Annotated in this window: 29 protein-coding genes, 1 tRNA gene and 1 pseudogene; 14 read left to right on the top strand and 17 right to left on the bottom strand. The window is 36.2% G+C overall.

Going from position 1 to position 21,054, the window contains the following annotated elements; all coding sequences use genetic code 11:
* The first annotated feature begins 27 nt into the window (after window positions 1-27).
* Genes NZ519_01400 through lptC form a run of 3 tightly spaced genes read left to right on the top strand, consistent with a single transcriptional unit; the run spans window position 28 to window position 2,453 of the window.
* Window positions 28-1,359, top strand: coding sequence for a DNA photolyase family protein (locus NZ519_01400; protein ID MCS7027394.1), 1,332 nt, complete (start codon window positions 28-30; stop codon window positions 1,357-1,359).
* A 37-nt stretch (window positions 1,360-1,396) separates the two neighbouring features.
* A complete protein-coding gene (rsmD, locus tag NZ519_01395; protein MCS7027393.1) occupies window positions 1,397-1,951 on the top strand; it encodes a 16S rRNA (guanine(966)-N(2))-methyltransferase RsmD in 555 nt (184 codons plus the stop codon).
* Window positions 1,935-2,453, top strand: coding sequence for an LPS export ABC transporter periplasmic protein LptC (gene lptC, locus NZ519_01390; GenBank protein MCS7027392.1), 519 nt, complete (start codon window positions 1,935-1,937; stop codon window positions 2,451-2,453). The genes rsmD and lptC overlap by 17 nt, the downstream gene beginning before the upstream one ends.
* Before the next feature lie 249 nt (window positions 2,454-2,702).
* On the opposite strand, the pseudogene NZ519_01385 reads toward lptC, so the two are convergent.
* From NZ519_01385 to NZ519_01370, 4 genes and pseudogenes are all read right to left on the bottom strand, one after another.
* Window positions 2,703-3,089: pseudogene (locus NZ519_01385) on the bottom strand (MaoC family dehydratase).
* A gap of 99 nt (window positions 3,090-3,188) precedes the next feature.
* Window positions 3,189-3,536 (bottom strand): hypothetical protein, encoded by a 348-nt coding sequence (locus NZ519_01380; GenBank protein MCS7027391.1) that lies wholly within the window; start codon window positions 3,534-3,536, stop codon window positions 3,189-3,191.
* A gap of 115 nt (window positions 3,537-3,651) precedes the next feature.
* Complete coding sequence (locus NZ519_01375; GenBank protein ID MCS7027390.1) at window positions 3,652-3,984, bottom strand: hypothetical protein; 333 nt, start codon at window positions 3,982-3,984, stop codon at window positions 3,652-3,654.
* A gap of 101 nt (window positions 3,985-4,085) precedes the next feature.
* Window positions 4,086-5,189 carry an Mrp/NBP35 family ATP-binding protein gene (locus NZ519_01370; GenBank protein ID MCS7027389.1) on the bottom strand — a complete coding sequence of 368 codons (1,104 nt, stop codon included), beginning with the start codon at window positions 5,187-5,189 and terminating at the stop codon, window positions 4,086-4,088.
* Between the two features lie 119 nt (window positions 5,190-5,308).
* Here NZ519_01370 and NZ519_01365 point away from each other — a divergent pair, with 119 nt between their 5' ends.
* Both NZ519_01365 and NZ519_01360 read left to right on the top strand, forming a co-directional pair.
* Window positions 5,309-5,464, top strand: a complete 156-nt coding sequence (locus NZ519_01365; protein ID MCS7027388.1) for a hypothetical protein — start codon at window positions 5,309-5,311, stop codon at window positions 5,462-5,464.
* 490 nt (window positions 5,465-5,954) lie between these two features.
* A complete protein-coding gene (locus NZ519_01360; GenBank protein ID MCS7027387.1) occupies window positions 5,955-6,092 on the top strand; it encodes a hypothetical protein in 138 nt (45 codons plus the stop codon).
* Between the two features lie 273 nt (window positions 6,093-6,365).
* On the opposite strand, the gene NZ519_01355 is transcribed toward NZ519_01360, so the two are convergent.
* Window positions 6,366-7,349 carry a hypothetical protein gene (locus NZ519_01355; protein MCS7027386.1) on the bottom strand — a complete coding sequence of 328 codons (984 nt, stop codon included), beginning with the start codon at window positions 7,347-7,349 and terminating at the stop codon, window positions 6,366-6,368.
* A gap of 130 nt (window positions 7,350-7,479) precedes the next feature.
* Between NZ519_01355 and NZ519_01350 the strand changes: the two genes are divergently transcribed.
* The gene (locus NZ519_01350) at window positions 7,480-7,659 is read left to right on the top strand and encodes a hypothetical protein (protein ID MCS7027385.1); all 180 of its coding nucleotides are present in this window, start codon (window positions 7,480-7,482) and stop codon (window positions 7,657-7,659) included.
* Window positions 7,660-7,825: 166 nt separating this feature from the next.
* Window positions 7,826-7,898: transfer RNA gene (locus tag NZ519_01345), tRNA-Phe, on the top strand.
* Between the two features lie 74 nt (window positions 7,899-7,972).
* Here NZ519_01345 and pdhA read toward each other — a convergent pair.
* The 4 genes from pdhA to NZ519_01325 form a co-directional block, all read right to left on the bottom strand.
* The gene (pdhA, locus tag NZ519_01340; GenBank protein ID MCS7027384.1) at window positions 7,973-8,986 is read right to left on the bottom strand and encodes a pyruvate dehydrogenase (acetyl-transferring) E1 component subunit alpha; all 1,014 of its coding nucleotides are present in this window, start codon (window positions 8,984-8,986) and stop codon (window positions 7,973-7,975) included.
* 92 nt (window positions 8,987-9,078) lie between these two features.
* The gene (locus tag NZ519_01335; GenBank protein ID MCS7027383.1) at window positions 9,079-9,375 is read right to left on the bottom strand and encodes a DUF721 domain-containing protein; all 297 of its coding nucleotides are present in this window, start codon (window positions 9,373-9,375) and stop codon (window positions 9,079-9,081) included.
* A complete protein-coding gene (recF, locus tag NZ519_01330) occupies window positions 9,372-10,445 on the bottom strand; it encodes a DNA replication and repair protein RecF (protein MCS7027382.1) in 1,074 nt (357 codons plus the stop codon). Before recF ends, NZ519_01335 begins: the two co-directional genes overlap by 4 nt.
* Before the next feature lie 56 nt (window positions 10,446-10,501).
* Window positions 10,502-11,104, bottom strand: a complete 603-nt coding sequence (locus tag NZ519_01325; protein ID MCS7027381.1) for a hypothetical protein — start codon at window positions 11,102-11,104, stop codon at window positions 10,502-10,504.
* A 61-nt stretch (window positions 11,105-11,165) separates the two neighbouring features.
* Between NZ519_01325 and truB the strand changes: the two genes are divergently transcribed.
* On the top strand, window positions 11,166-11,840 hold the full coding sequence (gene truB / locus NZ519_01320; protein ID MCS7027380.1) for a tRNA pseudouridine(55) synthase TruB: 675 nt from the start codon (window positions 11,166-11,168) through the stop codon (window positions 11,838-11,840).
* Window positions 11,841-11,857: 17 nt separating this feature from the next.
* Here truB and NZ519_01315 read toward each other — a convergent pair whose 3' ends face one another.
* Together NZ519_01315 and NZ519_01310 are read right to left on the bottom strand one after the other, a co-directional pair.
* Window positions 11,858-12,580 carry an ABC transporter ATP-binding protein gene (locus NZ519_01315; GenBank protein ID MCS7027379.1) on the bottom strand — a complete coding sequence of 241 codons (723 nt, stop codon included), beginning with the start codon at window positions 12,578-12,580 and terminating at the stop codon, window positions 11,858-11,860.
* Window positions 12,570-12,791 (bottom strand): DUF2795 domain-containing protein, encoded by a 222-nt coding sequence (locus NZ519_01310; protein ID MCS7027378.1) that lies wholly within the window; start codon window positions 12,789-12,791, stop codon window positions 12,570-12,572. The genes NZ519_01315 and NZ519_01310 overlap by 11 nt, the downstream gene beginning before the upstream one ends.
* A gap of 263 nt (window positions 12,792-13,054) precedes the next feature.
* Between NZ519_01310 and NZ519_01305 the strand changes: the two genes are divergently transcribed.
* Genes NZ519_01305 through NZ519_01290 form a run of 4 tightly spaced genes read left to right on the top strand, consistent with a single transcriptional unit; the run spans window position 13,055 to window position 17,286 of the window.
* Window positions 13,055-14,962, top strand: a complete 1,908-nt coding sequence (locus tag NZ519_01305; GenBank protein MCS7027377.1) for an OmpA family protein — start codon at window positions 13,055-13,057, stop codon at window positions 14,960-14,962.
* A 42-nt stretch (window positions 14,963-15,004) separates the two neighbouring features.
* A complete protein-coding gene (locus NZ519_01300; GenBank protein MCS7027376.1) occupies window positions 15,005-15,544 on the top strand; it encodes a hypothetical protein in 540 nt (179 codons plus the stop codon).
* 42 nt (window positions 15,545-15,586) lie between these two features.
* Window positions 15,587-16,270 carry a hypothetical protein gene (locus NZ519_01295; protein MCS7027375.1) on the top strand — a complete coding sequence of 228 codons (684 nt, stop codon included), beginning with the start codon at window positions 15,587-15,589 and terminating at the stop codon, window positions 16,268-16,270.
* A complete protein-coding gene (locus NZ519_01290; protein MCS7027374.1) occupies window positions 16,267-17,286 on the top strand; it encodes an asparaginase in 1,020 nt (339 codons plus the stop codon). The genes NZ519_01295 and NZ519_01290 overlap by 4 nt, the downstream gene beginning before the upstream one ends.
* A 7-nt stretch (window positions 17,287-17,293) precedes the next feature.
* Here the strand turns inward: NZ519_01290 and NZ519_01285 are convergent, their stop codons facing one another.
* Together NZ519_01285 and NZ519_01280 are read right to left on the bottom strand one after the other, a co-directional pair.
* Window positions 17,294-17,848, bottom strand: coding sequence for a hypothetical protein (locus NZ519_01285; protein ID MCS7027373.1), 555 nt, complete (start codon window positions 17,846-17,848; stop codon window positions 17,294-17,296).
* A gap of 106 nt (window positions 17,849-17,954) precedes the next feature.
* Complete coding sequence (locus tag NZ519_01280) at window positions 17,955-18,494, bottom strand: NifU family protein (protein ID MCS7027372.1); 540 nt, start codon at window positions 18,492-18,494, stop codon at window positions 17,955-17,957.
* A gap of 113 nt (window positions 18,495-18,607) precedes the next feature.
* Between NZ519_01280 and udk the strand changes: the two genes are divergently transcribed.
* Window positions 18,608-19,246: a uridine kinase gene (gene udk / locus NZ519_01275; GenBank protein ID MCS7027371.1), complete on the top strand. Its 639-nt coding sequence runs from the start codon at window positions 18,608-18,610 to the stop codon at window positions 19,244-19,246.
* Here the strand turns inward: udk and NZ519_01270 are convergent.
* The 3 genes from NZ519_01270 to NZ519_01260 are packed head-to-tail and all read right to left on the bottom strand — an operon-like array spanning window position 19,219 to window position 20,027.
* Window positions 19,219-19,452 (bottom strand): hypothetical protein, encoded by a 234-nt coding sequence (locus NZ519_01270; protein MCS7027370.1) that lies wholly within the window; start codon window positions 19,450-19,452, stop codon window positions 19,219-19,221. The two genes, udk and NZ519_01270, sit on opposite strands and share 28 nt — an antisense overlap.
* A complete protein-coding gene (locus NZ519_01265; protein MCS7027369.1) occupies window positions 19,453-19,629 on the bottom strand; it encodes a hypothetical protein in 177 nt (58 codons plus the stop codon).
* 56 nt (window positions 19,630-19,685) lie between these two features.
* Window positions 19,686-20,027, bottom strand: coding sequence for a nucleotide pyrophosphohydrolase (locus NZ519_01260; GenBank protein ID MCS7027368.1), 342 nt, complete (start codon window positions 20,025-20,027; stop codon window positions 19,686-19,688).
* A gap of 104 nt (window positions 20,028-20,131) precedes the next feature.
* Between NZ519_01260 and accB the strand changes: the two genes are divergently transcribed.
* Entirely contained in the window at window positions 20,132-20,635 is a 504-nt protein-coding gene (gene accB, locus NZ519_01255; protein MCS7027367.1) for an acetyl-CoA carboxylase biotin carboxyl carrier protein, read from the top strand.
* 94 nt (window positions 20,636-20,729) lie between these two features.
* Here the strand turns inward: accB and NZ519_01250 are convergent.
* Window positions 20,730-21,054, bottom strand: a 325-nt coding sequence (locus NZ519_01250) for an ATP-binding protein (GenBank protein MCS7027366.1), incomplete at its 5' end; no start/stop codon positions are given.

Here is a 21,054-nt window from a genome sequence, read left to right as displayed (position 1 = left end):
ATAAAGTCTATATTTTTGTAAGCGAATATGGATAAAGTAAGCATTTTTTGGTTTCGTAGAGACTTGCGTCTATTTGATAATACAGGGTTGTATCATGCTTTGAGCAAAGATACGCCTGTTTTGCCTATTTTTATTTTTGACACGAACATTTTAGATAAGCTTCCATCTAAACAAGATAGGCGAGTGCAATTTATATACGAAGCCCTGAAAGAGATAAAATCCCAAGTACCTTCTTTGCGTATCTTTCATGGTAAGCCATTAGAAGTATGGAAAAAAATTGTAGAAGAGTTTAAAATTGAAGCAGTATATACCAATCACGACTATGAACCGTATGCACGCGAGCGCGATGCACTTATTGAAGACTTTTTACGAACGCAAAATATACCTTTTTACACCTACAAAGACCAAGTTATTTTTGAAAAAGACGAACTACTCAAACCTGACGGAACTCCTTACACGGTTTACACCCCTTACATGAAAAAATGGCGTTCCACACTCAAAATGGAACAACTCAACTCTTATCCTTCTGAAAAACTAGTCTATAATTTTTGCAGACAACCTGCTCCTTTTCCTAAGCTGCAAGATATAGGTTTTGTACCTGACACTAACTTTGAATTTCCTAAAAAAGAGATATCACCAAGAATTATTCAAGAATATAAACAAAAAAGAGATTTTCCAGGTATTGTAGGAACTTCTCGTTTGAGTGTCCACATTCGTTTTGGCACACGTAGCGTCAGGGAGCTTATCCGAAAAGCTTTTAACATGAGTGAGACTTGGGTTAATGAAATGATTTGGCGGGAATTTTATATGATGATTTTATGGCACTTTCCACACGTAGTAGATAAAGCTTTTAAGCCAGAATATGACAATATTGTTTGGGAAAATAACTCCGAGCATTTTGAACTTTGGTGTCAAGGCAAAACAGGCTATCCTTTGGTAGATGCGGGTATGAGGGAGCTCAACGCCACGGGTTATATGCACAATCGCGTGCGCATGGTAACAGCAAGTTTTTTGGTTAAAGACTTATTGATAGATTGGCGTTGGGGCGAAAGATATTTTGCTGAAAAATTATTAGACTTTGAATTAGCTTCTAATAATGGAGGTTGGCAATGGGTAGCAGGTTCAGGCTGCGATGGCTCCCCATACTTTAGAGTTTTTAATCCTATTTTACAGCAACAAAAATTCGATCCTGACTTTGTTTATATTAAAAAATGGCTACCTGAATACGGCACACTAGACTACCCTAAGCCGATTATTGACCATGAATTCGCTAAAAACAGAGCCATTCAACGATATAGCCAAGCCTTACCTGTCAAAGAGAAAAAAGAGAAAAAACTTGCTCAAGAAGATAGTTTTTAAAACATAGGTAGTAAATTTTTTATAGCATACGATTAAAATGATACGAATAATAGCAGGTAAATTCAAAGGTAAGCGCTTATATCCTCCCAAAAACCTATGCACAAAACCTACAATGGATATAGCAAAAGAGGGTCTGTTTAACATCTTACAACATAAATTTGATTGGTCAGAAGTTCGTTGGTTAGAACTGTTTGCAGGAACAGGAAATATGACGTATGAAGCTATTAGCAGAGGCGCACTAAGTGCTACAATGGTAGAAAAAGATAAAAAATGCATCTCGTTTATTCAAAAGCAAATTCAAGACTTGAATATCAGTTCGCAAATAACACTTATACCATCTGATGTATGGGATTTTATAGCTCAACCATGTTTATTTCCTTACACGATTGTATTTTTGGACCCACCTTATCAAATGGCAAATACAGATAAGATAGTATCAAAAATTTTTGAAAATCACTTAGTTTTACCCGAAGGTATAGTAATTCTAGAACATGAAAGTACTAAAAGTTTTGAAGGTCTATCTTTTTTCAGACAAAAACGGGTATATGGCCGCAGTGCTTTCTCTTTTTTTAGTAATGAATACAGCTTGTAGACGTACCACAGATACTTTTGCCGAGAATATTCAAGCAGATTCACCTATAGAAATTGCAGATAGTGTAGAATATACTTTCAGCGACTCGGCTAAAAAGCGTTTTTATCTCACAGCTGCCCAAGTGTTAACTTTTGAGAAAAAAAATAAAGAAACTAAATTTATAGAAAGTAAGTATCGTACATTTCCAAAAGGAGTAAGAGTTATAACTTATTATTGGAATGGCAAAGAAGACATACACCTGCAAGCCAATAGTGGATATTGGTATGAAACTGAACAAAAGATTATAGGCAAAAATGGTGTGGTACTTACTAATAGTGAAGGTGGAAGGCTAGAAACCGATTCGCTAGTTTATGACCAACGAGCTAAAAAAATTTACTCAGATGCTCCTGTAAAAATTACTACTCCTACAGAAATTATTGAAGGTATAGGTTTTGTGGCAAATGATAATTTTACTCAATATCAAATCAAAAACATTATTGGGACAATAACTTTAGAAAAGTAAAGCAGCGTAATATCTAACAAGGATACTACGCTGCTGCTTTTTGAAATAATTTTAATTTTTGATAGCCATCCAAGATTGATAAAAAGTTTTCATGTTATGAGAAACATTATTCCATGCCATATTATTCCAGGCTTTAATCATGTCCATACTCATTTTATTTAGTTTGATAATGTTTTCTAAGCCTGACCATTGTACTTTGTTTGTTTTGATAGGTTCAGCATCGGGTAGAAGTTCAGCAAAAGGTACTTTGACTTTGGCTTCTCCTTCAGCTACCAATTCATTATTTTGGTTGTAACATCGGGTAGCCAGGAAAAGAATTTTTTTGGCACCTTCTATTTTGGTTACTTCTACTTCAGCCGTAATGGTATCACCTACATAAACGGGCTTGACAAACTTAGTGCATTGGCTCATGTAGATAGTACCTTCCCCAGGAAATATTGTTCCTAAGATTGTAGAGAATAGAGAGGAAGTCAAGGCTCCGTGCACAATATTGCGCTTAAATGGAGTCTTAGATGCGTACTCTGGGTCTAGGTGAATAGGATTGTCATCGCCACTCACTTCTGCAAACTGTTTTACATCATCGGCTGTAAAGGTTTTGGTATAGGTTGCCTTTTGACCAACTGAAAAACGCTTCATACTTTTGTAAAGTTATACTAATTTGCTACTACAAATATACAACGTATTATTGAAAAAACAAAAAATAATTCAAGTGCAAAAGTAGTTTTTCTATACTTTTCAATATCTACCTTCATCTTCTTGCTTAAAGTTTTCCCAAATGGGATCGTAGTGCCAATAGTCGTTTGTCATTTCGCCTTCTTGCTCATACAGTACTTGAATGCTTGGCAAAATAGTTAAGTAAGCTTCTTTAACCTCACTACCATAATGTCTTTCAATTATATCTAATATAGTGCCTTCCTCACCTAAGGCATTAGCCTTTTCTTTGATAAGAAGGTTTAGCGTAGGTATATTTATGATAGGAAAAGGATGGTTTTCCACGTTCCAAAGAAGCTTTTTGTCAAACTTTATACCTATTGCTTTGGAAAGTATTTTTTTAGCAGAATACAAACTGACACGTTTTTTCATTGTTTTTACGCCAAATATATGAATAAGATTAGAACTATCGTATACATTAAGGTTAAAAAATTTAAGTCCTGCCTGATTTGCTCAAGCAGGACTTTGAAAATCAGCATTTGTTTACTTATACTTTCAAGTTGCTGAACACATAAACAAATGCTGCAATGCCTGCTAGAGCTACTAATATTATCAACGATAACCAAACAAAGTACATTGCTCCTGGTCCTCTTTTACATTTGCGTTTCTTATTGAGTTCATTAATTTTTTTGGTTGCTTTTTCAATAGTCTTGTAAGCTATGAATGTTTTTAGACCTACTCCTGGAACAGGAGAGTAGCTATTCAATTCCATTGTTTCAGTTCTTTGAACTTTCTCTGAAACTAACTTGCTGCTATTTGCACCCATAACCATAGTTATGGAACAGAACAAGAACACTAATGAGAATATTAATGCTTTCATAGGCTAATTTACTACAAACTTACACTTATTTTTCAAGATACGCAAATTTATTATAATTATACGAAATTAGGTAAAGGTAGGTTACATTCAAGAAGGCTTGTTTAAGAAATCGTAATCTCTACCTTTTGAGTAGGTGCTAATGAAGCGTTACGTATAGCAACTTGTCTTGCTACTTGTTCGCATAGGAGCAAAAACGCTTTTTGAGTGATAGGATCTTTGTCGTTTAGGGCAGCAGGAATTCCTGTATCTCCACCTTCGCGGATGCTTTGCACAATTGGTATTTGACCTAATAAAGGAACGTTAAGTTCTTTTGCCAATTGAGCTCCTCCATCTTTCCCAAAAATATAGTACTTATGTTGCGGTAATTCCATAGGCGTAAAGTAAGCCATATTTTCCACTACTCCTAATATAGGAACGTTGATTTGAGGTGTTTGAAACATGTTAGCTGCTTTGCGGGCATCTGCTAAAGCTACAGGTTGGGGAGTAGTTACCACTACGACGCCTGTTACAGGAACGGTCTGCACTAAGGTCAAGTGAATGTCTCCTGTGCCTGGGGGCATATCTACGATTAAATAATCTAATTCTCCCCAATCCACATCATTGACGAATTGGCGTAGTGCAGAGGAAGCAATTGGACCTCTCCATATTGTAGCTTGCTTAGGATCTACTAAAAAGCCAATAGACAAAACTTTTACACCGTATTTTTCTATCGGTACAAGGTAGTTTTTACCTTTAATTTGAGTTACTCCTGGTTTTTTGCCCTCTAATCCAAACATTAAAGGCATGCTAGGACCGTAAATGTCTGCATCTATTAGCCCTACTTTTGCGCCCATTTGTGCGAGAGATATAGCTAAATTAGCAGCTATGGTAGATTTACCCACACCTCCTTTGCCTGAAACGACAGCAATGATATTTTTTACCTCTGGTAGTACTGTTCTACCTTCTTCTCTTCGTGTGGTAACATTTGCGGACATGTTTACCTTTACCACTGCATTCGGATCTACCATGAGCTTAATAGCATTGATACAAGCTTGTTCTATAGCTTCTTTAAGCGGACAAGCGGGTGTTGTCAATACCACTGTAAATTCTACTTTATTTCCATCAATTACAATGTCTTTGACCATGTTCAAGCTTATTAGGTCTTTGCCTAAATCAGGTTCTTGTACATGGCTAAGTGCTTCAATAACTTTTTCTTTGGTTATCATAGTGCATGAAGTACCTTATTTGTACTAAACAACAAATTAAGCAAAAAGTTACAAGTATAAAAAATGAATGCATTAAATTATTAAGTCTATTTTCTATTTGTTAATATAGCGGAGTAATTATGGGCAGAAAAGTATTAAAAGTAGGGAATTACGAACTTGCGGGAGTAGAGTTTCTGATTAACGCAAAGAGAATAAAGAAACGTATTGGGATAAAGTTACAAGCGGTAGCACAGGAAGATATAGCAGTTGTTACTTATCAAACTTTTATGGGGTAAGTTTGAAGTCTATTACGTTGTGGGTAAAGCATTTTGTAGAAGCAGGTGCAGAAAGACAAGAAGCGCAAAGTCAGAGCAAGGCGTTTAAGTAAAGAGCAGAAGAAGAAAATAAAAGACGTGTTAAGAGAAAGTTCGATGGGTATAGCCACGGGACTTGGACAGGTCCTATGTAAAACAAGTATAATGTGTATTACAAGAATGCACAGATGTATATAAAGAGGCTGGGATTTTTGTATCAGAAAGTGAGAGGGATTTAACAGGGCAAATAGCTGTACATTTTCAAAAGACAGGAAATGCCGATACTTTTATCAGCCACCTTAAAGGGTACTCAAAGTTTATCGCAAAGACAGAAAGATGGTAAAGGTATTGGATAATGTGAGGTATCATCGGGCTAAAAAAGTACAAGTATGGTTAAAACGCAATAAAGAATAGAATTTCTTTTTTACCTCTTTATTCTCCTGACCCAATCCCATAAAGGGCTTGGTGGTACATGCGTAAAAAAATTAAACATAACCGTTATATTCAAATCCTGCACGAAAGAAAAATACTGTTTTGGAAAATGTTCTCTCACTTCCTTAAACCTAACGACGAACTCAAAAAAGTTTGTGAACTTAATTATTACACTTAATATAAGTTTTAATTTTTTTTGGGCGTGCCCTTGTGGGCAAAAGCCCACAAGGTCGGCGTGCTACGGGCTACGCTAACGCTTCGGTGCTTCGCTTCGCTCCGCACCGTGCTAACGCACGCCCTTCGCATGCCTCACGCAAACAGTATTTTTATGTTTTATTTCATTTTATGTATATTCTTTGCTTTATTTCTTGCCTAAATAAAGTAAAACAAAACCTTTTAGCTTATTTTGCGCTTATTTTCAGATATTTACAAAGTTAAATGATATTCTAACTCACATCAAATTATGTTTTCTTAAAAATACTTCGTCTACTTTGGCAATCTGCATGACTACCTCTTTGGATATACCTTGTTTGAGCATCTCCTTTATCATATTGATTTTATCTTGCTCTAACTGTTCTGCGCGTTGCTTTTCTTGCTCTAGTTCTTTTTCTTTTTGCTCTGCGCGTTGTTTTTGTTGTTCTGCGCGTTGTTTTTCTTGTTCTGCACGTTGTTTTTCCCACTTTAATTCCTCTGCTAATTTCTCTTTATCTCGTTCTACCATCTTAAAACTCTCTATTATCTCATCCTCTATCTCCATGCTCTTCCTTACCTCCTCCGACGCAGCTGCCTTCAACAACCGCCTTATTACCTCACGATACCGCTCAGGATAATCCTCCTCATTGATACTAATCTCATACTTATACTCCTGCTCATCAAGCAAAGACAATATCATCTCTAACTCATTTCGCCGTGTCTCTTTTAACTTCGGTATCTGTACTATCACACAATCATGTGTCAAAGACTCAATAAACTCATCTTTTATGTCAATGACTTCCTGCGTGCTGTTATCCGTAACACTCCTGCGTACGCGGATTACAGGATACGGTGGATTGCTTGACAAGGGATAACCTAAAAAATATACCCTAATAATCGGTAAAGCTTTGAACCTATCTTTTTCTGTTCTCATCAAGTTTTGTTCTGCCCTGTACTGTTCTGCTAAATACCGCCTAAACCGTAAAATATCCGTAGGAAATTTAGCTTTTTGTACTTCTATTAAGACTACTTTTTCTGTGCCATCGGCGTTCTTTATTTTAGCATTAAAATCTATGCGATACACAGTCATGGAAATAACATCCATTATGTATTCCTGCGGTCTGACTTCAAGTTCAATAATCTCTTCCTGCAATAAATCCGATAAAAGTAGCTTGGCAATTTTGTTATCTTCCATCAAATACTTGAATACAACGTCATACGCAGGATTGGCAATTTTTATCATGGTACAAAAATAAACAGAAGAGCTTAATTTTAGTTTATAGCGCGTTTTACCTTGTTTTAATTTGATTATCAGGTATGTAAAAGGTTAAACTTTGGATAAATGCGTTTAGTATGTTCTTTCTGCGTGAGGCATGCGGAGGGTGGGCGATAGCCCAGTGCGAAGCGCAGCGAAGCACCGAAGCGATAGCGTAGCCCGTAGCACGCCGACCTTGCCCACACAAGCGCAGCGAAGTGTGGGCAAGGGCACGCCCAAAAAAATTAAAATATCGTTTTTACAAAAGAAAAATAGGCTTTATGCGGCACTTAAATAAAATAAAACGTTTGAGAGAGAAAGACATAAAAGTGTAACATGTTGTGGCAAAACCAACTTTAATCCAATAGAAAACGGCAAAACGTTTTTATGTTAAAAAGAAATTAAAAATCCCCTTGACAAAATATAACTTCTTTTTATATCTTTGCAACCGCTTTTGAAAGAATGGTAATGTAGCTCAGTTGGTAGAGCAAAGGACTGAAAATCCTTGTGTCGGGGGTTCGATTCCCTCCATTACCACAAGAAATAAAGCAAGCTAAAAAGCTTGCTCTTGTTTTTTTATGTAGGTACTAACTGCATTGTGTAACGCGGTTTTAGTAGTTTATAAAAGGATAGTTTGGTTCTGCATACACATCTTTGTAAAGTTCATCAGGCGTAGGAAAGGGCGATTCATCGGCGAATTTTACACTCTCCTCTACAATTTGATTAACTTTTTGCTCTATGGCTTGGCACTGTGCTTCGGTAGCACCTGCTTCTATGGCTTCGCGTTTGAGATCCATGACAGGGTCAAGATTTCTAAACTGCTCTAGTTCTTCTTTGGTTCTGTATTTAGCAGGGTCAGACATAGAATGCCCACGATAACGGTAGGTTCTAACTTCCAAAAAGGCTGGTCCATGCCCTTTACGAGCTAATTCTACGTATTTTTTGGTAGCTTCATAAACATCCCTTGCTTTCATTCCATTAACTTGTTCAGAGGGCATGTCATACGCTAAACCTAACTTGTAAATGTCGGTAACATTAGAGCTGCGCTCTACGGAGGTTCCCATTGCATACAGATTGTTTTCGCAAATAAATATCACCGGCAACTTCCACAGCATAGCCATATTAAAAGTTTCATGAAATGATCCTTGGCGTACTGCGCCATCTCCCATAAAGCATACACAGACACTATCTTCTTTCATGTATTTAATTTTGAAGGCAATCCCTGCGCCCAAGGGAATTTGTCCACCTACAATGCCATGTCCGCCCATAAAGCGATGTTCTTTTGAAAATAAGTGCATAGAGCCCCCCTTTCCTTTTGAGCAACCTGTAATTTTACCGTACAGTTCAGCCATGATACTATTAGCAGACATTCCCTTAGCTAAGGCTTGTCCATGTTCTCTGTACGCAGAAATCATATAATCGTCGGGGCGAAGGGCTGCGGCTACGCCCACGGCTACGGCTTCTTGCCCAATGTACAGGTGGCAAAAACCTCTTATTTTTTGCTGTGTTTGATAGATAAATCCTGCTTTTTCTTCAAATTTGCGCATCAGAAGGGCTTGCTCATACCAATTGAGCAAAAACTCTGCAGTATATTCATCTTTTTTGACCTGTGCTTTTTTAGCCATGCTACAAATGTATAAAAATTCCTTAATAAAGCCCAAAATAGTTTCTAAAAAATGTTTTTACGGTTTATTATTAGATAAATTTTTGTGTTTTGTCAATACACGTGCACTTCGCCAATGAGGTCATAATTGACAAAAGCATTTATTTTTTGAATAATCTGCTGTTTACGATAATGAAGCTCATTGCGCCAGCAGCTATTATTGAGCTTTACATGCAACGCTTTATCTTTTATGAACAAAGAAACTGTGTGTTCTGCGGCATGCTCTCCCACAATGTCCTTCCAATGAGAGATTACTAACTGTTCATACATTTGTTTGTCTAAACTACTTTGCTTCAAAAAAGAATGAATACAGTCCGATAAAGTGCTTTCTCCGTATAACCGCTCTTTCATAAGTCAATAATATAAACATTCTTTTGAACGGACAAGTGCTTTATTCTATCTCTTTGCGTATCAGTGATAAATATTTGACCCTGGATATATTTATCTAAAAAGCAAAAAAGATGTTTCAAGCGTGAAAGATCTAGTTTGTCGCAAATGTCATCTAAAAGTAAAATGGGATAAGTTTGCTTTTTTTGGGCAATATACAAGTACTGCGCTAATTTAAGAGATAAAATAAACGTTTTTTGCTGTCCTTGTGAAGCAAAAGATTGGGCAATTAGGCCATTTATTTTGAAAACAATTTCATCTCTGTGTACTCCTGATAGAGTTCTTCCTGCACTGATATCTCTTTTGTGATGCTGCATCAAGTAAGCTGCTAAATTCGGTTTATGGTGGGATAGATATTCTATAGAAGGTAATTCTGTGCTATTACACAATTTTGAGTATACTTCTTTGAAAGTAGGTTCAAAATGGCTGAAAAACTCCTTACGGTAAATAAATAGCGTTTCTCCGAACTGCTCTAACAGGTTGTCATAAGTAATGAGTAGCTCTGCGTTGTAAGGTTGTATATTTTCTTGTATTTGTTTGAGTAGGCTATTTCTCTGTTTAAGCACTTTTTGATACTGTATTAAGGCATGAAGATATTCAGGGTATAACTGTGCTAAAACAAGGTCAAAGCTGCGTTTGCGAAACTCATGGCTTTCTATCAACGCATATACGTCATAAGGGGCAAAAAAAAGCATGTTTATTTTACCTACATACTTACTTAAATTTGGGACAACATTTTGATTAAGCCATATTCTTTTTCCTGTTTTTGAGTGATAAGCATAACGTATAGTATCTACTTGATTTTGAGTAATAAATTTACCTTCTACTGCCGTGTATTCGTAACCGTAGGTAATGTTTTCTCTATCTAAGTGCTGAAAGTAGCTTTTGGTAAAGCCAAGGCAGTAAATGGCGTCCAGAATATTAGTTTTACCTACTCCATTCAAACCTGTAATAAAATTGATTTCAGGGACAAAGGTTAGCTCCCTTTGGATATGATTACGAAAATACTCTAATCTCAATGTTTGAATGTACACTTTGACAAAATACAAAATAGTTGATGAAAAATTTTATTTTGCCCATGAAGTAGTGTTTACTCTGCCTTAAAAATTACTTGGGTTAATCCACCATCATTTGTTACTTGGTAGGAATCAACGTTCTTTTCGTGTCGTTTAATGTACGCATGAATGTATTCTTTTAATTTGCCTGAACCTATACCATGTATGATACTTATGCTATTGAGATTGTATTGTAGAGCTCGCAAAAAGAAATTTTCAAATTCTAAACGCTGTATTCTAAATATTTCATCCACATCATCATTAGGTATTTTAGCATAAATTGGGTTAGATTTTTGAAGTACTTCCCAGTGCAAGTCTATTTCTGTAGCTAATTTGGGTTTATCTTTGGTTGTCTTTATCTCTTTTGCTTGGTAGCCTATACCCGCTTGTTTGAGAATTTTTATTTTTTCTGCAATTTCTTGATTTTCTGAAATTTGTAGATTGGTTTGGTCTTTTTGGGATTCTTTTTGTGGTGCAGGGGCTTTTTCTACTAACATAATTAGTTTAGCGTCTATTTCAATCTCCATGTCCATATCTTGAATATGTACAGTGATAAGATTATCTTGTATGTTAGTTATCACTCCTGCTGACTTTTCATGGATAAGTGCTACTTTATCTCCAATGTTAAACGTGTGCATATTGCAAATTTACTAAATAAACGCGGAAGGACGATAACGTTAAATTTTGTTAATTAGCTACATGCAGTACGATTTTGCCAAAGGTGAGGTATTATTAGTAGATAAGCCTTTGCATTGGACATCTTTTGATGTAGTGGCTAAATTAAGAACGCTTTGCAAGGTAAAAAAAATAGGTCATGCAGGTACCTTAGATCCTTTAGCCACAGGGCTGCTAATTATATGCACGGGTCAAAAAACTAAAACTATTGAGCAATACCAAAATTTGCCTAAGACTTATCAAGCTACAATTACATTAGGTGCCACTACTCCCACATACGATGCAGAATTTCCACCTGAAAATCATAGACCTTATGAGCATATTACTGAAAGCCAAGTTAGAGCAATAATTGAGAAAGAATTTATGGGCGATATTCTACAAGTTCCCCCTATATACTCGGCTATCAAAGTAAAAGGGAAGTCAGCATATCAGTTAGCTCGAAAAGGTAATAAAGTAGAATTAGAACCACGTAAAGTGCACATTTATCGTTTTGATTTAATTGACATGCGGTTACCACACTTAAACGTAGAAATAGAGTGCAGTAAAGGAACTTACATTCGAAGTATAGCTCATGATTTAGGACAAAAATTAGGCACTGGGGCATATTTAAGTCAGCTGCGCCGTATAAAAATTGGGAGTTTTCACGTAGAACAAGCTAAAACAATACAAGAATGGGTAGGTATTCTGACCAAGAGTTAAAACGGTACAGTGCTATCTTAGCTTAAAAGTTTTTCTTTGACTTTATCAACGTCTTCGGCAGTATAATTTTCTATGACATGAATGTTTTTTTGATAAATATACCATATAGTTCCGCTGACTTGTTTTATTTCATTCAAGTCATGGGTACTCATAATAATGGTTTTGCGTTCATTTTGGATAATATTTTGCAACAAGTGATAAAATAGTTTTTTTTGTTTAATATCCAAGTGCTGTGTAGGTTCATCTAGCAATAGAATTGGGGTATTTTGTGCAAGTTTTTGAGCTAGCCATACTCTTTGTGCTTCACCGCCTGAGAGCTCGCGTATTTTTCTGTGTTTTAAGGTATCTGTTTGAGTACGATATAAAGCCTGTTGGCAGATCTCAGTATCCTCTGCTGAATAATGCCAAAATACAGGGCGGTAGGGATATCTACCCATTAAGACTATTTCCCACACGGTTAAAGGTGCAAAAACTGTATTCTGTTGGGCAAGTAGAGCTACTTTTTGGGCTAATTTGCGAGTAGATAGATTTTGTATATCTTGGTTTTCAACATATATTGTACCTTGATAGAATATATTTTTAGTGATGGCTTTGAATAATGAGCTTTTGCCACTTCCGTTTAGTCCTAAAAGAGCATAAAAAACACCTCGTCGTGCGCACAACGAGGTGTTCTTCAAAACAGTTTGTCCATAATAGGACAAGGATAAGTTTTTTAGAGTTAGAACACAATCAGTATTCATCTTCAGGGAATAGAAAATCCTCATCTGTGGGATAATCTGGCCAGATTTCTTCTATACTTTCATAAGGTTCCCCATCATCTTCTAATTGCTGCAAGTTTTCTATAACTTCCAAAGGTGCCCCTGAACGAGTGGCATAATCAATCAATTCTTCTTTGGTAGCTGGCCAAGGGGCATCCTCAAGGTAAGAAACTAATTCTAATGTCCAGTACATAGCTCTTTTGAAAAAAGTGGTGCGAATATAATAAAAAATTTGATTAAAACAAACAAGAGTCTATAATGTCTTTTTTCGGATTTGACACAAAAAAGTATGCAACAAAATTTTTGATTTTTGAAACAATCCCAAAAAGTACAGTAACCACAAAATCAATTGCTACTGTTATAGTGTTTAGTTATCCATTTGAGTTGAATAACTATTTCTAAAAGTTTCATTTTTTACAAAAAATTCTATTTTTGCATGACGTTGGTTGATACGTTATGCGAGGTGTATTAGCGATAATTGGATTATTTTTAATAAGAGCCTTATCATTTGCCCAACCCGAGTTTGCCGCTGACTACAAAGAAGCTAAGTACTATGAGGATTTAGAAGATTATCAAAACTTACTTAAAGTTTATGAACGGATATATCAAAAAGATACTAGTAATGCTCTGATTAAGTATAAAATTGGACAAGTATATGCGGAAAAGCTCAATCAGCCCGAAAAAGCTATGTCATATTTTATTGCTGCAGCTAAGTCAGGTGGAAAAAACATAGAAGCACGATTATACTACATTGTAGGAAATTACTATAAGAGTAAAGGGAAATTTCAAGAAGCACTGTACATGTTCCAAAAATATCTTGTAACTTGTCCGATTAAAGACATTACCACAGTAGACGCTGAAAAATCTGTAAAACATTGCAAAGTAGGTATTCAACTGCTCAAACGACCTATTATCTCTACTACTACTAATATGGGACCCGAAATAAACTCTCCTCAAGAAGATAACCACATAGTTATCGCCCCTGACGAAAGTTTTATTTTGTTTGCTTCAAATAGACCAGATAAAAATACTGCAGCAGGTGGAAGTACAGATATTTTTATGGCAAGGCGAGTAACAGGAGTAAAATATGCTAATCCTGTGCGCCTACCTCCACCAGTTAACACAAATGGTTATGATATTCCATTATGCTTAATGCCCGATGGCAAAACTTTATACATTTTCAACTCACTCAAAAATGAAGGTGATATTTATGTAACCACATTGGACCCCACTACAGGTAAATGTACTCCTCCTCAACCCTTACCCCCTACTATCAACCGCCCTGATAGTTATGAGGGTGATGCTACCCTCTCTCCCGATGGAAAAATGATTATTTTTACTAGTGATAGAGAAGGAGGAATAGGGGGAAAAGATTTATATATCAGTTACAAAGATGATAAAGGAGAATGGCAGCCTGCACAGCTCATGGGCTTTAATATCAATACTGATGGTGATGAATTTGCTCCTTTTTATCACGCAGAAACCAAAACTTTATATTTCAGCTCTAACAAACATCCAGGCATTGGAGAAACTGACATATTCCGAACCACTTTACAACCTAATAATACCTGGACACCCCCTGAAAATTTAGGTATACCCATCAATACTTATAGAGATGATGAGGGTTTTGTTATTTCACCTAAAAGTAAAGTTGCTTATTCTTGTTCACGAGGAGATGTTAAAGAGCGAGAAGGCTATCAAGACATTTATCAAATAAATATACCTAAAGGTTTAGAAGGTTTAGCTACGGTTTCATTCACAGGAGTAGTAAAAGACAAACGAACACAAAAGCCTTTGGAAGCCAAAATTATTATCGAAGACATTCAAGCTAAACAACGAATTTCAGAACTTACCACAGACCCTTTAGATGGCTCTTATACTATCATTTTGGCACCGGGTAAGGAATACGCTATCTCTATTACTGCACCAGGATACTTATTTACCTCTGATAATATCGTTATCCCCGCTGATACTAAGGCACAAGAAATTACTAAAAACCAATTCCTAACTCCTATTTCGAAGGGCGAAAAAGTAACTCTCAATAATATATTTTTTGATACAGGTAAAGCTACTCTAAAGCCACAGTCAATTTTGGAGCTTAATAGAGTAGTAGCTTTAATGCAGGCTAATCCACGTATGAAAATACGCATCAACGGACATACAGACAATCAAGGTGATGAGAAGTCCAATTTAATTTTATCAGAGGAGCGTGCTAAATCTGTGGCAGATTATCTTATCAAAGCAAATATAGCCCAAGACCGAATCCAAACCAAAGGATTTGGACAATCTCAGCCGATAGCAGATAATTCTACCGAAGAAGGAAGAAGACTAAACCGGCGAACAGAGCTCGAAATAATAGAATAGAAAACACATACATTCTATTCGCTTTTTTTGTATATTTGTAGTATGAAGGTATGGCTTGTACTAGCTATTAAGTGTGCTTTTTTGTTATCTATGTATGCTCAGGAAGCTTTCAGGGGAAAAGTGTGGGGTAGTTCTGTTTCCGCTTTACCTAATAGAGAGTATTCTGAAACTGAAAGTGATGGCATAGCATCCTATGATGGCTATGAAGATAGAAAAGACCCTAAATTTATCAATGGAGTTAGGTTACATAATATACTGTACTTTTACAAAGATAATAAGCTTGTCAAAGTCAAAGTTACTCTTCGCGAAGATAAAGAAGGCGACGCTGATGCTATATTAGGATACTTACAGTCCATTTATGGTTCAGAAATAAAAAAAGAAAATATTTACACAGGATCAAGGCTCTATACACAAACTCGATACACTTTTCAAGATAAAAATGGCAATTATATAGAATATTACAAAAATGAATGGAAAGATAAATCTATTTTTACCGACGAATTCGTACGTACTAACAATACTATTCGCTCTTATTTTGTCATTTATTCTCCGAACATGCACGCCAGTATGTCAGATTGGTAAAATCCTATGTACAACCGCTATTTTAATCCAGTTTTTGCTCTTGTGATATTATGTATTGTATTTTTTTTAAGTTGTAATAAAAAAATAGACAATCCTGGATTAGTTTCTACGTACGTGTACTATCCGATATCTGAAAATAAAACTTACAAGTACTACGTAGTGGATAGTATTACAGAAGGTTTTGCCCCAGCAGTACTGACGGTTTTTAGATACTATTTAATAGAAACTTTTCGCGAAATACAGAAAGATGCCAAGAACAGACCTATACGTAGATTTGAAAATGAATATGTTTTTATAGATAGCCCCACCGGACACACTGCCAAAGATTTCTACTCTATTTTTGATAGCATACGAGTAGGCTATGACTATCAAGATAAAAATGTAGTAGAGCGTACTTTGGAAAATATCAGATATATAATACTTAAAACGCCCTTCGTTTCTGGTGCATCTTGGGATGGAAACGCCTATAACATCTTGGGAAAAAAAATGTACCGTATTACAACTTTAGACACTCTTGTAAATACCCCCGCAGGTATATATTCAGGCATGCGAGTATTAGAGTCTAACAAGGATAACATCGCAGGTTTAGATTATTCACAAGCTATCTACGTAAAACATATCGGTAAAATAGCCAAAGAAATCAAACTTGTAGAATATAACAATGACCAAGTTCCTAAACCTGTGTATATTCGCCACACTGTTCAGTTACTGCAAGAACTTCCATGAAAAGTAAAGTTTTAATCATTTACACAGGCGGAACTATCGGAATGATAAAAAATAGTGATGGTACTCTAGTTCCCTATGACCTGAATACTATTCTTAGTCAAATTCCTGAATTACAGCGTTTAGACTGCGAACTAGATTTTTGTGTAGCCTGCGCTCCCGCTTTGGACTCTTCTAATATTCAACCTGAACATTGGGCTACCTTTGCACAAATTATTCAAAACAGATTCAGTGAGTTTGATGGTTTTGTAATCTTGCACGGTACAGACACAATGGCTTATACTGCATCCGCACTTTCCTTTATGTTAGAGGATCTGACCAAGCCTGTGATACTTACAGGTTCACAGTTGCCTATGAATATTTTACGCACCGATGCACGTGAAAACTTCATTACCGCAGTAGAATTAGCATCTGCGTACAAAAAAGGAATGCCGAATATTAGTGAAGTTTGCATTTATTTTGGAAACACACTCTTGCGAGGTAACAGAGCAAGAAAACTACACACTGAAAAATTTAATGCTTTTGAATCACCCAATTATCCACCTTTGGTAGAGGTAGGAGTAACGTTACAATATAAGTACAATTTTTTTTGCTACGAACCTAAAAATACGCTAAACATTTTTACACAGTTAGATACTCATATAGGTTGGGTTAGTATATTTCCGGGTATGTCTGCTGCACAGCTTGAATATTCCCTTTCTAATCCCAGTGTTAAGGCTTATATCATACAAGTTTTTGGCATGGGAAATATGATGAACTTTGAAAAATATCAAGAAGTACTTGAAAAAATAACTCAAAAAGGAATTATTTTATATGTTCTAACACAGTGCATCAGTGGAAGTGTTCAATTAGGAAAGTATGAAACCAGCTTGCCTTTGCTCAAAGCAGGAGCAATTTCAGGTTTAGATATTACTCCCGAAGCAGCACTTTGCAAATTGATGTATATTTTAGGAAAGTATAGAAGTGAGGAAGCAAAAAACTTTTTAGCTCGTAGTATAAGAGGAGAAATAACAGTATAACAATTTATTATTTTTTTTCAGTATTTTTTTTACTTTTAGCTTCTGCAATACCTTTTGCAGTTCTGCGTCCAAGATACTTTTCGCATTGAGCTTCAAAATAGTAATGTGAAGGTGTGTTAGTAGTAGAGATAATTTTTTCGTATGCTTCGCAAACAAATTTCATTCCCATGTCCACGTCTGCCCTTGGATCTTTAATTTTGTCAGGATGAGTGAGATCATAAATGCAGCATCCATTGAGGTATTGCTGAAGGAGTTCTTTTTTATACTGAAAAGAAGAAATTTCTATTTCTTTGGCTTCTGGCGAATCGTAATATACAACTACATCATCAGTATCCTGGATCCAAGCAAATAGTTTGAGTTTCAAATCTCTACTTTGAGGAAGTAAAGGGTTTTCTCTCAACAAATGGATTAGATAAATAGCTTCTATGTTCTCTGCCTTATCTTGCATATAGCCATAACTTTGAGCAATTTTTTTCTTCTCTTCAAAAGAAACTTCTGGTTGAGCATAGCAAGGTAAGTTCCACGTAAATACAAGCCAAAGTGTGATGATAAAATACCTCATAATCTCTACTGCACAAATTAAACTCAAAGTTAATAAAAAAATGTACCAAAGTAAAGCTAAATTTTACTTTGGCACACAACTTACTGTAAATCAATGAATAAATTTATCAGACTTGTACTACTTCCTTGACTTCGGGAATCATACGGGTCAAAAGTCCTTCTATGCCTGCCTTTAAGGTTAAAGTAGAGGATGGGCATCCATGACAAGATCCTTGCATTTGTAAATGTACTACTCCGTCTTTGAAGCCTTTGAATATCACATCTCCGCCATCCATAGCTACCGCAGGGCGAATATGCGTTTCTATAATTTCTTTTATTTTTTTTACAACAGGATCTGTATCTTCTTCTTCAATATTCTCTACGTTTTCTACAATGGGTTTGCCTGATTGTACATATTTCAGGATAACCTCACCAATATGCGGAATAATGGCATCCCATTCAAATTCAGGGCGTTTAGTAACAGTAACGAAGTTAGCTCCAAAAAAAACGCGAGTTACAAAGTTCATGGCAAAAAGCTCTGCGGCTAGTCCCGAACGTTTAGCAGATTCAGCATCGGCAAATTCTGCTGTACCAAATGGCATAATCACTTTTGTTAAAACAAATTTTAAGGTATCTGGATTGGGCGTATATTCAGTATACAGTTCCATAACTATTTAGAAGCAGTATAAATAATACAATTTGTTTGCAAAAATAGTTCTATAGTTTTGAAATTACAACTCCATAAGCAATTTACTTACAGCAAAGATTTTCTATTTTTGTATTGACTATGCCCTATTTTATAGGAATTACAGGGGGAAGTGCATCAGGTAAAACGTATTTGCTCAATAGAATTGAAGAGGCTTTTTCACCTCATCAGATTAGTTTGATTTCACAGGATAATTACTACAAAGAATATGAGCTACAAATTAAAGAACCTGATGGCAGTGTTAATTTTGACCACCCTCAATCTGTGGATTTGCTCGCTCTAGCAGCTGATATTGAAGCCTTAAAACAAGGAAAAAGCGTATCTCGTAAAGAATATACCTTCAATAATCCAAACAAGGTTCCATCGATTATTACTGTTCATCCTGCACCTGTTATCATCGTGGAAGGACTTTTTATTTACTATCAGCCTGAAATTGCTCGGCAGATAGATTTTAAGATATTCATTGAGTCCCATGAATATGTTCGCCTGACACGCAGAATTATTCGCGACCAAAAAGAAAGAGGTAGGACCTTAGAAGACGTTTTGGAAGAATATAACAAGTATGTAGCCCCAATGTATAAACGATATGTAGAGCCTTTTAGAGATGATGCTGATATCATAATTCCCAACCACAAACAGATGAACAAAGCTGCGGATATGCTCATTTTGTATATACGTAATTTGCTTCAACAACATAACGAGTTTACAAAGTGAGTAAGTGTACAAAATTTTGTTGAGTTTGTATAATTTAATTTGATTTTTTGGGCGTGCCCCTTGCTGCGCAAGGGTCGGGGCATTCCGCACTGCGCTTCGCTTCGGTACTTCGCTAACGCTTCGCACTGCCTAACGGCATGCTCCATGCCCCTCACGCAGTTGACCTGTGCAGTTATGTCTTTACCTTGTTTAAGCTTGAAGTACAATCACTTACAAGCTAAAACTTGGCATAAGAAACAAAGAAACGATGGTTTCAGAGATCCCTTGCGTGAGGCATGCGAAGGGTGGGCGTTAGCCCAGTGCGTAGCGAAGCGAAGCACCGAAGCGATAGCGTAGCCCGAAGCACGCCGACCTTGTGGGCATGAGCGCAGCGAAACGCCCACAAGGGCACGCCCAAAAAAATTAAAAACTTAATCTTTTTCGGTACAAAAACATAAACTCAACCTTTCAACTTTAAGTTATTCTTGTGCCTCTCTTTATCTCTTAAAGTTTTTTTATCCAGATTTTTTTGTATAGCTTCGGTGAGATTTACACCTGTTTGATTGGCTAAACACACTAATACAAAAAGAACATCCGCCATTTCATCTGCTAAATTCACAGAAGCATGAGCGGCTTCCTCGGGGTTCTTAAATGATTGCTCACCGTAAATTCTTGCCATCAAGCTTGCTAACTCACCTACCTCTTCCATTAAAAGGGCAGTATTTGTTAGCTCATTGTAATATCTTACTCCATACGATTTAATCCAGCTATCCACAGTTTTTTGCAAAGTTTCAATGTCCATAAAACAAAAATAAACAGTTTATCAAAACAGGTGCTTGATATCAAGATTTTATCTATATTTGCCATCAAAAGTAAAATTAGAATAGTCTAAACTATACTACAAAAATGGAATTCAAAGAGATAAAAGAGCTAATCAAGCTTATCAATGAAAGTAATTTAACTGCTGTGAGCATCAAGCAAGGGGATTTTGTGCTAAAAATTTCCAAAGAGAAAGAAGTAATAACCCCCACAGTTGTAGCTACTCCCCCACAAGTGGTAACTGCTCCAGTAATATCCCCTTCAAATCAGCTACCCAGCATGGAAAACTCACAGCAAACGGATGCTAAACCAGCTAAACCTACTTCACAAGAGGAAGAAAGTAAAAACCTTATTACTTTCAGGTCGCCGATGATAGGTACATTCTACCGCGCTCCCAAAGCTGATGCAGAACCTTTTGTTAAAGTAGGGGACATAGTAACCAAAGGTAAAGTACTCTGTTTGATTGAAGCTATGAAAATTTTTAATGAAATAGAATCAGATGTAGATGGTAAAATTGTTAAAGTATTGGTAGACAATGCTACTCCCGTAGAATATGACCAGCCCTTGTTTTTAATAGAACCTACAAACTAAATTGGATTGGTAACACAATAACATGCATAGCCTGTGTTTATTTAAGACACAGGCTTACTTTATTTGAAGCTAATATGTGAATTCTACTCTGCGTTTATACATCACTAGTTTTGCTGGTTTTATGCACTTCTATAGCATCAGTGGCTTGGTTGATAGGTAAGGATACATAAAAAGTAGTATTTCCAGGTTCAGAAGTGAAGTACATTCTACCATTATGCTTTTCTATAATCTTTTTACAAATATCTAACCCTAAGCCTGTACCTTCCCCTTTAGTTTTAGTGGTGAAAAATGGCTCAAAAATCTTATCCTGAATCTCAACAGGAATCCCTGGTCCGTTGTCATTGATAGAAACTAAAATCTCATTCTCCTTGACCTCAGTTTTAATTATTAACCGACCTTTGTACTGCATTGCTTGTAAG

The sequence above is a fragment of the Bacteroidia bacterium genome (assembly GCA_025056095.1).
In the GTDB taxonomy this organism is placed as follows: Bacteria; Bacteroidota; Bacteroidia; order JANWVE01; family JANWVE01; genus JANWVE01.
The sequence above is the reverse complement of the archived record's forward strand: the minus strand, read 5'-3'. Positions and strand labels throughout refer to the sequence as shown.

Excerpts from the sequence above, each read along its gene's own strand:
- NZ519_01315 (MCS7027379.1), bottom strand. The coding sequence starts at position 12,580 with ATGAATACTGATTGTGTTCTAACTCTAAAAAACTTATCCTTGTCCTAT.
- NZ519_01285 (MCS7027373.1), bottom strand. The coding sequence starts at position 17,848 with ATGAGGTATTTTATCATCACACTTTGGCTTGTATTTACGTGGAACTTA.
- NZ519_01325 (MCS7027381.1), bottom strand. The coding sequence starts at position 11,104 with ATGCACACGTTTAACATTGGAGATAAAGTAGCACTTATCCATGAAAAG.
- lptC (MCS7027392.1), top strand. The coding sequence starts at position 1,935 with ATGAATACAGCTTGTAGACGTACCACAGATACTTTTGCCGAGAATATT.
- NZ519_01310 (MCS7027378.1), bottom strand. The coding sequence starts at position 12,791 with ATGTACTGGACATTAGAATTAGTTTCTTACCTTGAGGATGCCCCTTGG.
- NZ519_01400 (MCS7027394.1), top strand. The coding sequence starts at position 28 with ATGGATAAAGTAAGCATTTTTTGGTTTCGTAGAGACTTGCGTCTATTT.
- NZ519_01380 (MCS7027391.1), bottom strand. The coding sequence starts at position 3,536 with ATGAAAAAACGTGTCAGTTTGTATTCTGCTAAAAAAATACTTTCCAAA.
- NZ519_01355 (MCS7027386.1), bottom strand. The coding sequence starts at position 7,349 with ATGATAAAAATTGCCAATCCTGCGTATGACGTTGTATTCAAGTATTTG.
- NZ519_01365 (MCS7027388.1), top strand. The coding sequence starts at position 5,309 with ATGGGCAGAAAAGTATTAAAAGTAGGGAATTACGAACTTGCGGGAGTA.
- NZ519_01350 (MCS7027385.1), top strand. The coding sequence starts at position 7,480 with ATGCGGAGGGTGGGCGATAGCCCAGTGCGAAGCGCAGCGAAGCACCGA.
- rsmD (MCS7027393.1), top strand. The coding sequence starts at position 1,397 with ATGATACGAATAATAGCAGGTAAATTCAAAGGTAAGCGCTTATATCCT.
- NZ519_01290 (MCS7027374.1), top strand. The coding sequence starts at position 16,267 with ATGAAAAGTAAAGTTTTAATCATTTACACAGGCGGAACTATCGGAATG.
- NZ519_01335 (MCS7027383.1), bottom strand. The coding sequence starts at position 9,375 with ATGAAAGAGCGGTTATACGGAGAAAGCACTTTATCGGACTGTATTCAT.
- NZ519_01305 (MCS7027377.1), top strand. The coding sequence starts at position 13,055 with ATGCGAGGTGTATTAGCGATAATTGGATTATTTTTAATAAGAGCCTTA.
- pdhA (MCS7027384.1), bottom strand. The coding sequence starts at position 8,986 with ATGGCTAAAAAAGCACAGGTCAAAAAAGATGAATATACTGCAGAGTTT.
- NZ519_01360 (MCS7027387.1), top strand. The coding sequence starts at position 5,955 with ATGCGTAAAAAAATTAAACATAACCGTTATATTCAAATCCTGCACGAA.
- NZ519_01300 (MCS7027376.1), top strand. The coding sequence starts at position 15,005 with ATGAAGGTATGGCTTGTACTAGCTATTAAGTGTGCTTTTTTGTTATCT.
- NZ519_01375 (MCS7027390.1), bottom strand. The coding sequence starts at position 3,984 with ATGAAAGCATTAATATTCTCATTAGTGTTCTTGTTCTGTTCCATAACT.
- accB (MCS7027367.1), top strand. The coding sequence starts at position 20,132 with ATGGAATTCAAAGAGATAAAAGAGCTAATCAAGCTTATCAATGAAAGT.
- NZ519_01280 (MCS7027372.1), bottom strand. The coding sequence starts at position 18,494 with ATGGAACTGTATACTGAATATACGCCCAATCCAGATACCTTAAAATTT.
- NZ519_01370 (MCS7027389.1), bottom strand. The coding sequence starts at position 5,189 with ATGATAACCAAAGAAAAAGTTATTGAAGCACTTAGCCATGTACAAGAA.
- NZ519_01260 (MCS7027368.1), bottom strand. The coding sequence starts at position 20,027 with ATGGACATTGAAACTTTGCAAAAAACTGTGGATAGCTGGATTAAATCG.
- truB (MCS7027380.1), top strand. The coding sequence starts at position 11,166 with ATGCAGTACGATTTTGCCAAAGGTGAGGTATTATTAGTAGATAAGCCT.